The organism is Achromobacter sp. T5-5 (assembly GCF_055397965.1).
In genome coordinates, this window is sequence record NZ_AP027919.1 from 2600972 (window position 1) to 2613149 (window position 12178).

Below are 12178 nucleotides of genomic sequence, written 5' to 3' on the forward strand. Positions count from 1 at the left end.
TGCCTTCGGCGGAGACCGTCCCCATGCACTACGAGTATCTGTTCTGGTCCATGGCCGCCCTGGTCGCCGCCGCGCTGGCGGGCGGCGCGTTGTGCGGCCGGCTGCATTCGGTCAAACACCTGGTGATGGGAGTGGTTGCGCTGGCGGCGGCCATCTTCGTGGCGGTGCTGCTGCTGGCGCGCCAGGGCGGCTTCAGCGATCTGGCGGCGATGCTGTCCATCGCCGCCTTCATGTTCAGCCTGGTCATTGCCGCCGCGGCATCGCTGCTCACACGCCGCATCCTGCAACGCCGCCGGGCGGATCGTCCCTAGCGCTGCCCAAGGTCTGAACGGCCCGCTCTCCGCCTGGCGGTCCAGGTGGTCATTCTTCCGCGTCGTAATCCTCGTCCTCTTCGTCGTCTTCGTCCTGCTCGAGGGCGTCGTAGCCCTTCCAGGTGATGCGCCAGCGCGTCGCGCCCGCGGTCGCCGCCGTCTCGCTGATCTGTTTGACCAGGCCGGCATCTTCCAGCAGGTCAAGGTGATGCGCGATGAGTTGCAGGCCTTGTTCTTCGGGATGCGGCGCGAGCGCGGCATTCTTGATGTCGTGGGTGCTCAGGTTGGGGCCCGGCGCGTCGCGCAGAGCCCCCAGGATCGTGACGACCAGATCGAAATCGCGTTGCATGATGTCCACCATGAAGGGATAAAAAGAACACGATGACAATAGCAGACTTCGGCTGCAGCAATAGGACGGCGAGCGCGCCTGCGTTACAGTCCGGGGTTCTCGATAAACCACACTCGAATACACCATGAAAAAACCCGCAGAACGGGACTGCCTGGCAGTCGTCCCCGGCTACACGGGCCAGGCCGCCAAGCTGTTTCTCTCGCGCGGCGAGGATGAGCGCATCGACGGGGTGACCGTCTACGACCTGCTGGGGCACGTCAAGCAGCAAGGCGACGCCGATGCGGCGGCGTCCTGGGTGGGCGAATGGCTCGCCCAAGAGGCCGACAACCGCAAGGCCCGCCGCACACAGCTCCAGGCCCAACTGTTCCTCTGCAAACTGGCGGGCGACGAGAAGGCCGCATTCCTCGCGGCACAGAAGCCGCTGGCCCGCGTCCTGACCGCCGCCGGGGTGCGCTGCCGCAGCGTGGCGGCCACTTCCGGTGCCGCGCGCCCTTCGCTTGGTCCGAATGTCAAGAAACGATAGCCCAAGGCTGTTATAGTCGCGCCTGGGCGTGCGTGTGCACCTGCGCGGTGCGTGCCCAGGCGGGCCAGGCCCGCAAATCAAGGAAGATGGAAATGGAAATACTCAGTCGGCACGTTGCCGACGTAGCGGGCGGCGTAGAGCTGCATACCACGCTGGATGGCGAGAGCATCAGCGCCTATGTCGTCATGGGCGTCACCGATCTCAATGCAATCGCAGACATCGTGCCGCGCGAAAAAGTCGACGCCGGAGCGGACATACACGCTGCTAATGTCGACAATGTTGATAATGCGCAAGAACAGATCGACCAAGTCCTGGAAAATATGAACCCCGGCGACGTGGCGGTTTTCCTTTGCTCGGGCCCCGATGCATTTGGTGCGGCGCTCGACTTGTTGGGTTTACCTATCGAAGAGTAAGCCTGGCGGCAAACCATGGTGTCATCCAAACGGCGTATTGAAGGTTGTGCGCACTTTTGATGGCATTTATATAAGCCCTGTTTGTTTTTTTGGTTGTATGGGTGTTAACACCTATGCAGGGCTTCTTGTTGCCTAAATAAACGTGCGAAATAACTGCGCAGTTTCTCTTTGTTGCATTATTGGCACGTATTTTTTAGGATTATGTTGACTTGTGAGGGGAACATAACGATAGTATCGGCACACGATCACAAGCGTTGCGATTTTCGATCAGTGCCGTGCCTTTTCCGGCTCAGCGTTATTGTTCTACTGTCCCCTCCTTGATTGATTCGTGACCTCCGGGCATTTGCCCATTATCTCTAGGAAATACAGTATGGAAACCGGCGTCGTTAAGTGGTTCAATTCGGAAAAGGGCTATGGCTTCATCACCCCGGAAGCGGGTGGCAAGGATCTGTTCGCTCACTTCTCCGAAATTCAGGGCTCGGGCTTCAAGTCTCTGGAAGAGAACCAGCGCGTCAGCTTTGTGACGGCCAATGGCCCCAAGGGCCCGCAAGCCACGAAGATTCAGGTCCTGTAAGGTTCTGATTTTTCGCAAAAAAGCCCCCTCGTGGGGCTTTTTTTGTTTTTGGTCGATATGCGCGGCGGCCGATCAAAGTGCGCCCCGCGTTGTGCGACCCTCGTTGTTTTTTATCTTGCCTTCAGGACTCGCCGCCTCCATGACCGCCACATCCGACTTGCCTATTGCCACACAGCCACAGGAAGTGGCGCAATTCTGGCTGGATGCCGGCCCCAAGCGGTGGTTCAACAAAAGCGCGCAGTTCGATGCGGAATTCAAAGCCCGCTTCGAGCAAACGCACATGGCGGCCGCGGCGCGCCAGTTGGATGGCTGGCTCGATGAGCCGACGGGCGCCCTGGCGCTGATGATTCTCCTGGACCAGTTCCCCCGAAACGCCTATCGCGATACCGGGCACATGTTCGCGACCGATGCTCTCGCGCTGCATTTTGCCGAGCGAGCGATCGCGGCGGGGCATGACCTCAAGGTGGATGCCGTCGTCCGCCAGTTCTTTTATCTTCCCTTCGAACATGCCGAGAACCTGGCCGCGCAGGACCGTGGCGTCTCCCTGATGGAACCGCTTGGCCCCGAGTCCCTGCGCTGGGCCGTCCTGCATCGCGACATCATCGCGCGCTTCGGGCGCTTCCCGCACCGTAACGCGGCCCTGGGGCGCCAGACGACCCCGGCCGAGCTTGCGTTCCTGGATTCGGGCGGGTTTGCGGGGTAGCCCGCACCGCACGGTATCCACCTGTATCGGTGGGTGGCAAGTTGAAAATTTTCCCCGTCCAACCGCTTGCGGTTTGCCCTGTTTTGCTGGTGCGGAGCGGCTGCGCGCGGGCTAAAGCAGCCTTTCGGCTATTTGACGTTTTTCGACGTTCGCCAATAAACTGATTTCAGCGAGATTCTCAAGCGACGCGGTCTGCGTTCTCCTTGGTCGCCGTCAGTGGTGCCGCGGTTGCTATCCTCTCCCATCCTTGATGATCTGGCGCCCCGCGAGCAATCGCTTTTTTAGGTCAAGGACATCCCCATGGCAACCGGCATCGTCAAATGGTTCAACGCCGAAAAGGGTTATGGCTTCATCATGCCCGACGACGGCAGCAAGGATCTTTTCGCTCACTACTCCGAAATCCGTAGCGAAGGCTATAAGTCGCTTCAAGAGAACCAACGCGTCACGTTCGACGTTGGAACCGGTCCCAAGGGTCCCAGCGCCAAGAACATCAAGGTCGCGGCCTGAGGCCTCCAGGGTCGCGCACCGGGCTCCCAATGTTCTAGCCCTGAATAGAACAATCCCCACTCAGCGCACGGCTTCGTGGGGATCGGGTTGGTTTTCTCGTCAAGCCTCCACCTTTTGCGTGGGGCTTTTTTTTGTCCCGGCTGCTCAGTGCTTGGGGCTGCTGGTCGACAGTTTGTCCACGAGCGCGATGCCGAGGGCGGACAAGATGAAGATGGCGTGGATGATCGTCTGCCACATGACGCCGGCTTCCGTGAAGCGCGCGTTCGGCATGCCGATGGTCCCCGCTTCGATGAAGGTGCGCAGCAGGTGGATCGACGAGATGCCGATGATCGCCATTGCGAGCTTGACCTTCAGCACACTGGCGTTCACGTGGCTAAGCCATTCAGGCTGGTCGGGATGGTTCTGCAGCCGCAGGCGGGACACAAAAGTCTCGTAGCCGCCCACGATCACCATGACCAGCAGGTTGGAGATCATGACGACGTCGATGAGCCCCAGCACGATCAGCATGATCTCCATTTCGCCAAAGCTGGTGGCGTGAGTCACGAGGTGCCACAGTTCCTTGAGGAACAGCAGGACATAGACGCCCTGCGCGACGATCAGGCCCAGGTAGAGCGGTAACTGCAGCCAGCGCGAGCTGAAGATCAGGCTGGGAAGCAGGCCCAGGCGAGGAGGGGAATTCGGGATCATATTGGGTGCGAGCCGATGTTGTTTGCGAAAAAAAGCGCGGCGGCAATTCTATCAATGCCACAAGACAGGCGGTCATCTGTTTTAGCTGAACTCCGTCAGCCTCACCAGCTGCCTAGCATGGCTCCCTCGGGATTGCTCGGCTTTTATGTAAGCGAAATTCGCATTTGCGAAACTCTGTGCCGGAATACTTCGAAAGCTTTGGGCGTATATAGAATTGCCGCCTCGTTTGCATAGAACAAGTCAATAGGAGTTTGTTCCCATGAAGATTCGCTACACCGTCGCCGCGCTGGCAGTTGCGCTCGCGCCTTACTCGGCCGCGCAGGCCCTGGACATCGGAGGGCTCGTGGGTGCCGGCGCCAAGGTGGTCCAGGCGGCCACGCTGAGCGATGCCGAGATCAAGACCCTGTCGGACAAGGCGTGCGCGCAGAGCGACTCGCAGGAAAAGATCGCGGCGCCGGGCAGCAAGTACGACGCCCGCCTGCAGAAGATCGCCAAGTCGCTGGGCGGGACGGTCAATGGCCAGAAGGCGAGCTACAAGGTCTACCGGACCAAGGACGTCAACGCGTGGGCCATGGCCAACGGCTGCATCCGCGTGTACAGCGGCCTGATGGACATGATGTCCGATGATGAAGTGATGGGCGTGGTGGGCCATGAAATCGGTCACGTGGCGCTGGGCCACTCGAAAAAGGCCATGCAGACCGCCTACACGGTTTCGGCCGCGCGTGACGCAGCGGGCGCGGCGGGCGGCTCGACGGTCGCGGCGCTCAGCTCCTCGCAGCTCGGCGACCTGACCGAAAAGTTCATCAACGCGCAATTCTCGCAGTCGCAGGAAAGCGCGGCGGACGATTATTCGTTCGATCTGCTGCAATCCAAGAAGCTCAATACCCGCGGCCTGGTGACCGCATTCCAGAAGCTCGCCGAGCTGGATGGCGGCAAGAGCGATATGATGAGCTCGCACCCGTCCTCGGCCAAGCGCGCGCAACACATCGAAGACCGCATCGCCAAGGCCAAGTAACCTCGCAGCCAGGCGTCCGTCCTCGCTTTTTGGGCGAAAAATGGGGCGCGAGCATCCGGGCAAATCCGGGGCTCGCGCCTCTTTGCGTCAGGGTTCCGGAAGTTTCCGGTAAAATGCCGCGTTTATCCGCCCGTAATCTCATCTCTCGGAAAATAGGTCTTTTAATGCAGCCTGTGGTTGAAACCCTCTCCGGCCTGGAGCGCCGTGTTGATCTGGCCGTCTCGGTGGCCGACGTCGAAAAGGAAGTCCAGGCGCAATTGAAGCGCGTGGCTCGCACCGCCAAGGTTCCGGGCTTTCGCCCGGGCAAGGCGCCGCTCGCCATGCTCGAGCGCAGCCATGGCCCCAGCATCCGCTACGACGTGATCAATAGCCAAGTTGGCCGTGCCTTTGAACAAGCCATCGACGGCGCCAAGCTGCGCGTCGCTGGCGCCCCGAATCTCGAACCCAAGACGGAAGGCGTCTCCGACGACACGCTGGCGTTCACCGCCACGTTCGAGGTCTACCCCGAAGTCGCGGTGCCGGACCTGTCCACCCTGGCCGTCACCCGCTACGAAACCGCCGTCACCGACGCCGAAGTGCAGCAGACCCTGGACGTGCTGCGCAAGCAGCGCGCCACGTTCGAAGCCCGTGAAGGCCGTGCCAGCGCCGACGGCGACCGCGTCACGCTGGATTTCGCCGGCACCATCGACGGCGTGCCCTTCGAAGGCGGCAAGGCCGAAGACTTCCCGTTCGTGCTCGGCCAAGGCCGCATGCTGCCGGAATTCGAAGAAGCCGCCCGCGGCCTGAAGGCTGGCGAAACCAAGGTTTTCCAGCTCAAGTTCCCCGATGACTACCAAGGCGTGGAAGTCGCCGGCAAGACCGCCGAATTCACCATCACCATCAAGGAAGTGGCTGAAGGCGTCCTGCCCGAACTGAACAGCGAATTCGCCAAGTCCCTCGGCCAAGCCGAAGGCGACGTCGAAAAGCTCAAGGCCGACATCCGCAGCAACATCGAACGTGAAGTGAAGGTCCGTTCGCAAGGCCGCACCAAGTCCAGCGTCATGGACGCCCTGGTCGAAGCCGGCAAGTTCGATGTGCCGAAGGCCCTGGTCGACAACGACGTGCAAAGCCGTGTCGCCGCTGCCCGCGAAGAGCTCAAGCAGCGCGGCGTGCCGAACGCCGAATCCGTGCCGATCCCGGCCGAAGCCTTCTCGACCGAGTCCGAGCGCCGCGTTCGCCTGGGCCTGCTGGTCTCCGAACTGGTCAAGCAAGCCCAGCTCCAGGCCAAGCCGGAACAGGTCCGCGCGCGCATCGAAGAATTCGCCCAGAACTACGAACAACCCGCCCAGGTTGTCAGCTATTACCTGGCAGACCGCCAGCGTCGTGCTGAAATCGAGGCTATCGTGCTGGAAGACAACGTCGTCGCGCACGTGTTGGAAAAGGCCAAGGTCACCGACGAAAAGGTGCCTTTCGATCAGTTGATGGGGATGGCGTAACACTATGCAGAGATTCACCGATTTCTATGCGGCAATGAATGGCGGGTCTTCGGTGACCCCCACCGGCCTGGGCTACATTCCCATGGTGATCGAGCAGTCGGGGCGCGGCGAGCGCGCCTACGACATCTATTCGCGTCTGCTCCGCGAACGGCTCATTTTCCTGGTGGGGCCGGTGAACGACGCCACGGCCAATCTGGTCGTGGCCCAGTTGCTGTTCCTGGAATCGGAGAATCCTGACAAGGACATTTCCCTGTACATCAACTCGCCCGGCGGGTCGGTGTACGCGGGAATGGCCATCTTTGACACCATGCAGTTCGTCAAGCCGGACGTGTCCACCCTGTGCACCGGCCTTGCGGCCAGCATGGGCGCGTTCCTGCTGGCGGCTGGCAAGAAGGGCAAGCGTTTCACGCTGCCCAACTCGCGCATCATGATTCACCAGCCGTCCGGCGGCGCCCAGGGGCAAGCGTCGGACATCCAGATCCAGGCCCGCGAAATCCTGGACCTGCGCGAGCGCCTGAACCGCATCCTCTCCGCCAACACGGGGCAGAGCATGGAGCGCATCGAGCAGGATACGGAACGTGACAACTTCATGTCGGCCGAAGATGCGGTATCGTATGGACTGGTGGACAAGGTCATGGCCTCCCGGTCCGAAGGCTGACTTCCCGGTTGATTCTGACCCGCTGCCATCATGTTTGAGTAAGCGCATGCGCTAGGTCGTTTGCCCGACCTGGCGCATCTTTACCTGAGATACGAAAGAAATATGCCTGAAAAAAAGGGATCGGCAGACGCTAAGGTGCTGCATTGCTCGTTTTGCAATAAAAGCCAGCACGAAGTCCGCAAGCTGATCGCGGGTCCGTCGGTATTCATCTGCGATGAATGCATAGATTTGTGCAACGACATCATCCGCGAGGAAGCGCAGGCCACTGCGCGCGCGGCGATTCGTTCCGAGCTGCCCACTCCGGCCGAAATCAAGACCTTCCTCGACCAGTACGTCATCGGGCAAACCTCGCCCAAGCGCATGCTGGCCGTGGCCGTCTACAACCACTACAAGCGCATTCGGCACGGCGAAATCAAGGGCGACGAAGTCGAGCTCTCCAAGAGCAACATCATGCTCATCGGGCCCACCGGCTCGGGCAAGACGCTCCTGGCCCAGACGCTGGCTCGCATGCTGAACGTGCCTTTCGTGATGGCCGACGCCACGACACTGACCGAAGCCGGCTACGTGGGTGAAGACGTCGAAAACATCATTCAGAAGTTGCTGCAGAACTGCAACTATGAAGTCGAGAAGGCGCAGCGCGCCATCATCTACATCGATGAAATCGACAAGATTTCCCGCAAGTCCGACAACCCGTCCATCACCCGTGACGTGTCCGGCGAAGGCGTGCAGCAGGCCTTGCTTAAGCTCATCGAAGGCACGGTCGCCTCGGTGCCCCCGCAGGGCGGCCGCAAGCATCCCAACCAGGACTTCGTCCAGGTGGATACCACGAACATCCTGTTCATCGTGGGCGGCGCCTTCGACGGACTGGAAAAGGTCATTCGCGACCGCACGGAAAAGTCCGGCATCGGCTTCTCGGCGTCGGTACGCGCCAAGTCCGAACGCGGCGTGGGCGAGCTCTTCTCCGAAGTCGAGCCCGAAGACCTGATCAAGTTCGGCCTCATCCCTGAACTGGTCGGTCGCCTGCCGGTGGTCGCGACGCTGGACGAACTGGACGAAGCCGCGCTGGTCCAGATCCTGACCGAGCCCAAGAACGCCTTGCTCAAGCAGTTCCAGAAGCTGTTCGCCATGGAAGGCGCCGAGCTCGACGTGCGGCCTGCCGCACTCAAGGCCATCGCCCGCAAGGCGCTTCGCCGCAAGACGGGCGCGCGCGGGCTGCGCTCCATCATCGAGCAGGCACTGCTCGACACCATGTATGACCTGCCGTCCCAAGGCAACGTCAAGCGCGTGGTGCTCGACGAGAACGCCATCGAAGGCGAGGGCAAGCCCCTGCTGATCTACGCGGATGAAAACGCCGCGCCAGAGAAGCCGGAGCGCGGAGAAGTCCGCGACGCCGCTGCCTGATATTTCAAAAAAGCCCGTTCTCGTAACGGGTTTTTTTGCCTAGGGCGCTTCTCCATCCCAAAACACGCTTTTCAGTCGGCTGTCATGGCCGCATACTGGAAGCGCTCCAGGGCCTTATTTGGGGCCTTTTTGGTGATCCAGGCGGCCGAGATCTTGAATTTTCGGCTATTGTTCCCATAACAGACGTAATTGACGAGATTGCTCGGGTATTCCCGGGTGTCCCGTCCCCATACGCCGAGTCATACCGAGGAACCCCATATGTCTGCCAGCCAGACCCTGCCTTCCGACCCGATCGACCTCCCCCTGCTGCCGCTGCGCGATGTCGTAGTGTTCCCGCACATGGTCATCCCGCTGTTCGTCGGCCGTCCGCGCTCCATCCGCGCGCTCGAGGTTGCGATGGAAGCGGGCAAAAGCATCATGCTGGTGGCCCAGAAATCCGCCGGCAAGGATGACCCCACGCCTGAAGACGTCTACGAAATCGGCTGCGTCGCCGGCATCCTGCAGATGCTCAAGCTGCCTGACGGCACCGTGAAGGTGCTGGTCGAAGGCACGCAGCGCGCGCGCATCAACAGCATCGAAGATGCCGATTCGCACTTCACCTGCCAGGTGTCGCCGATCGAGCCGGACGCCATGCAAGGCTCCGAAACCGAAGCCCTGCGCCGCGCCATCGTTGCGCAATTCGAGCAGTACGTAAAACTCAACAAGAAGATCCCCCCGGAGATCCTGACCTCGCTGGCTGGCATCGATGATGCCGGTCGCCTGGCCGACACGATCGCCGCGCATCTTCCCCTCAAGCTCGAGCAGAAGCAAAAGATGCTCGAGATCGTCGGCACCTCCGAACGCCTGGAAGGCCTGCTCACGCAACTCGAAACCGAAATCGACATCCTTCAGGTCGAAAAGCGGATTCGCGGCCGCGTGAAAAAGCAGATGGAAAAGAGCCAGCGCGACTACTACCTGAATGAGCAGGTCAAGGCCATTCAGAAGGAACTGGGCGAAGGCGAAGAGGGCGCGGACATCGAAGAGCTCGAAAAGAAGATCATCGCTGCCCACATGCCCAAAGAGGCGCGCAAGAAGGCCGACGCCGAGCTCAAGAAGCTCAAGCTCATGTCGCCCATGTCGGCCGAGGCCACCGTGGTGCGCAACTACATCGACACGCTCATCAATCTCCCCTGGAGAAAGAAGAGCAAGATCAACAATTCGATCAGCAACGCCGAAACGGTGCTGGACAACGACCACTATGGCCTGGAAAAGGTCAAGGAACGGATCCTGGAATACCTTGCCGTGCAACAGCGCGTGGACAAGGTGAAGGCGCCGATTCTGTGCCTGGTCGGCCCTCCGGGCGTGGGCAAGACCTCGCTCGGCCAGTCGATCGCCAAAGCCACGAACCGCAAGTTCGTCCGCATGGCGCTGGGCGGCGTGCGCGACGAGGCCGAGATTCGCGGCCACCGTCGTACGTACATCGGTTCCATGCCGGGCAAGATCGTGCAGAACATGTCGAAGGTCGGCGTGCGCAATCCGCTGTTCCTGCTGGATGAAATCGACAAGCTGGGCATGGATTTCCGCGGCGATCCCTCGTCGGCGTTGCTCGAAGTGCTGGATCCGGAACAGAACCACACGTTCCAGGACCATTACATCGAAGTCGACTTCGACCTGTCGGACGTCATGTTCGTGGCGACCAGCAACACGCTGAACATTCCGCCGGCGCTGCTCGACCGCATGGAAGTGATCCGCCTGTCGGGTTACACCGAGGAAGAAAAGATCCACATCGCCCGCGACCATCTGCTGCCCAAGCTGATGAAGAACAACGGCGTGAAGGATACCGAGCTGACTGTCGATGACAGCGCGCTGCGCGACATCGTGCGCTACTACACCCGCGAAGCCGGTGTGCGTGCGCTCGAGCGCGAGGTCGGCAAGATCTGCCGCAAGGTCATCAAGCAATTGCTGACCCAGAGCGATCGCGCCAAGGCCGAAGGCAAGGCGCCGGAGGTCAAGGCTGTCAACGTCACGGCAGACAATCTCAGCGATTACCTGGGTGTGCGTCGCTACGCATTCGGCATGGCCGAGAAGGAAAACCAGATCGGCCAGGTTACCGGTCTGGCGTGGACGGAAGTCGGCGGCGACCTGCTGACGATCGAAGTCGCGGACATGCCCGGCAAGGGCGTCATCCAGCGCACGGGCTCGCTCGGCGATGTGATGAAGGAATCGGTCGAAGCCGCGCGCACGGTTGTGCGTTCGCGGGCCCGTCGTCTGGGCTTTGCCGACAGCGTGTTCGAAAAGCACGACATGCACGTGCACGTGCCGGAAGGCGCGACCCCGAAGGACGGTCCGTCCGCGGGTATCGCGATCACCACCGCCATGGTGTCGGCCCTGTCGCGCATCCCGGTGCGCGCCGACGTCGCCATGACCGGCGAGATCACGCTGCGCGGCGAAGTGCTGCCGATCGGCGGCCTGAAGGAAAAGCTGCTGGCGGCACATCGTGGCGGTATCAAGACGGTTCTGATCCCGGAAGAAAACGTCAAGGATTTGGCGGAGATCCCGGACAACGTCAAGAACCACCTCGAGATCGTGCCGGTGCGCTGGATCGACAAGGTGCTGGAGCTTGCCCTGGAGCGTCTGCCCGAACCGCTCGCCGAGGAAGAAGCCGTCAAGGAATCTTTGGTGGCCAAGCCGGCCGATCCGGGGTCGACCGATCCGGTCATGAAGCACTGATCGCAGCTTGAACCCCGGGCGCCTTCGAAAGAGGGCGCCCGATCCAGATCAGGATATCCCGGGCCAGCCCTGGCGTCCCAATACGAAAACCCCGCTCGATGTTTGAGCGGGGTTTGTTTATTTAGGGTGCTGCGCCGACGCGCCTAGTGCAGCGCCTGGGTGCGGATGAGGCCTACGGCAATGCCTTCCAGTGCAAATTCCTGGTCGGGCTTGACCACGATGGTCTCGAAATCGGGGTTTTCGGGCAGGAGTTCGATATGGCCGTTCTGGCGCTGCAAGCGCTTGACGGTGACGTCGTCGCCCAGTCGGGCCACCACGATCTGGCCATTGCGGGCTTCCGAGGCTTTCTTGACGGCCAGTAGGTCGCCTTCCAGGATGCCGGCATCGCGCATGCTCATGCCGCGCACCTTCAGCAGGTAATCTGGCGCCTGGGCGAAAAGGTTGGGATCGACGCCGACTTCGCGTTCGACGTGTTCAGCCGCCAGAATGGGGCTGCCCGCTGCGACACGGCCAACCAGGGGCAGGAGGAGCTGCGCCAGGGCAGGGATGGGCAACGAGGCCTGTGCGGGGGAGGTCGCCGCGTCCTTCAGGCGGATACCGCGGGACGCACCGGCGGTCAGTTCGATGGCGCCTTTGCGGGCCAGCGCCTTCAGATGGTCTTCTGCGGCGTTGGGCGAACGGAAACCCAGGGCTTGGGCGATTTCGGCGCGGGTCGGCGGAAAGCCGGTGCGCGAAACCGTCTGCCTGATGAGATCCAGAATTTGTTGTTGGCGATCAGTAAGTTTGCTGGCCATGGCGATGATCCGTTGTGAGCGGACTGTACATATATACAGCGCCATTCTGGGGGGCGCAG

14 protein-coding genes are annotated in these 12178 nt (G+C 61.2%); 11 read left to right on the top strand and 3 right to left on the bottom strand.

The window, feature by feature from the left end:
* Window positions 1–23 precede the first annotated feature (23 nt).
* A complete protein-coding gene (locus ACZ50Q_RS11805; RefSeq protein WP_464081612.1) occupies window positions 24–311 on the top strand; it encodes a hypothetical protein in 288 nt (95 codons plus the stop codon).
* 49 nt (window positions 312–360) lie between these two features.
* Here ACZ50Q_RS11805 and ACZ50Q_RS11810 read toward each other — a convergent pair whose 3' ends face one another.
* The gene (locus ACZ50Q_RS11810; protein WP_076522051.1) at window positions 361–660 is read right to left on the bottom strand and encodes a DUF2513 domain-containing protein; all 300 of its coding nucleotides are present in this window, start codon (window positions 658–660) and stop codon (window positions 361–363) included.
* Window positions 661–784: 124 nt separating this feature from the next.
* On the opposite strand from ACZ50Q_RS11810, the gene ACZ50Q_RS11815 reads away from it, so the two are divergent.
* The 5 genes from ACZ50Q_RS11815 (at window position 785) to ACZ50Q_RS11835 (ending at window position 3380) form a co-directional block, all read left to right on the top strand.
* Window positions 785–1183 (top strand): hypothetical protein, encoded by a 399-nt coding sequence (locus ACZ50Q_RS11815; RefSeq protein WP_092580310.1) that lies wholly within the window; start codon window positions 785–787, stop codon window positions 1181–1183.
* A 92-nt stretch (window positions 1184–1275) separates the two neighbouring features.
* Window positions 1276–1596: a hypothetical protein gene (locus ACZ50Q_RS11820; RefSeq protein ID WP_076520388.1), complete on the top strand. Its 321-nt coding sequence runs from the start codon at window positions 1276–1278 to the stop codon at window positions 1594–1596.
* A gap of 370 nt (window positions 1597–1966) precedes the next feature.
* Window positions 1967–2170: a cold-shock protein gene (locus tag ACZ50Q_RS11825; protein ID WP_006220190.1), complete on the top strand. Its 204-nt coding sequence runs from the start codon at window positions 1967–1969 to the stop codon at window positions 2168–2170.
* Between the two features lie 139 nt (window positions 2171–2309).
* Window positions 2310–2873 (top strand): DUF924 family protein, encoded by a 564-nt coding sequence (locus ACZ50Q_RS11830; protein WP_464081613.1) that lies wholly within the window; start codon window positions 2310–2312, stop codon window positions 2871–2873.
* 300 nt (window positions 2874–3173) lie between these two features.
* Window positions 3174–3380, top strand: a complete 207-nt coding sequence (locus ACZ50Q_RS11835) for a cold-shock protein (RefSeq protein WP_042794090.1) — start codon at window positions 3174–3176, stop codon at window positions 3378–3380.
* Between the two features lie 144 nt (window positions 3381–3524).
* On the opposite strand, the gene ACZ50Q_RS11840 is transcribed toward ACZ50Q_RS11835, so the two are convergent.
* Window positions 3525–4067, bottom strand: a complete 543-nt coding sequence (locus tag ACZ50Q_RS11840; protein WP_092580314.1) for a TIGR00645 family protein — start codon at window positions 4065–4067, stop codon at window positions 3525–3527.
* 259 nt (window positions 4068–4326) lie between these two features.
* On the opposite strand from ACZ50Q_RS11840, the gene loiP reads away from it, so the two are divergent.
* From loiP to lon, 5 genes are all read left to right on the top strand, one after another.
* Window positions 4327–5082, top strand: a complete 756-nt coding sequence (loiP, locus tag ACZ50Q_RS11845; protein ID WP_464081614.1) for a metalloprotease LoiP — start codon at window positions 4327–4329, stop codon at window positions 5080–5082.
* A gap of 164 nt (window positions 5083–5246) precedes the next feature.
* Window positions 5247–6557, top strand: coding sequence for a trigger factor (tig, locus tag ACZ50Q_RS11850; RefSeq protein ID WP_092580316.1), 1311 nt, complete (start codon window positions 5247–5249; stop codon window positions 6555–6557).
* Window positions 6558–6561: 4 nt separating this feature from the next.
* Window positions 6562–7215 carry an ATP-dependent Clp endopeptidase proteolytic subunit ClpP gene (gene clpP / locus ACZ50Q_RS11855; RefSeq protein ID WP_092580318.1) on the top strand — a complete coding sequence of 218 codons (654 nt, stop codon included), beginning with the start codon at window positions 6562–6564 and terminating at the stop codon, window positions 7213–7215.
* Window positions 7216–7317: 102 nt separating this feature from the next.
* Window positions 7318–8616, top strand: coding sequence for an ATP-dependent Clp protease ATP-binding subunit ClpX (clpX, locus tag ACZ50Q_RS11860; protein ID WP_056318854.1), 1299 nt, complete (start codon window positions 7318–7320; stop codon window positions 8614–8616).
* A 258-nt stretch (window positions 8617–8874) separates the two neighbouring features.
* Window positions 8875–11325, top strand: coding sequence for an endopeptidase La (gene lon, locus ACZ50Q_RS11865; protein WP_076520395.1), 2451 nt, complete (start codon window positions 8875–8877; stop codon window positions 11323–11325).
* Window positions 11326–11468: 143 nt separating this feature from the next.
* On the opposite strand, the gene lexA is transcribed toward lon, so the two are convergent.
* Window positions 11469–12119: a transcriptional repressor LexA gene (gene lexA, locus ACZ50Q_RS11870; protein ID WP_076520396.1), complete on the bottom strand. Its 651-nt coding sequence runs from the start codon at window positions 12117–12119 to the stop codon at window positions 11469–11471.
* Between the last annotated feature and the right edge of the window lie 59 nt (window positions 12120–12178).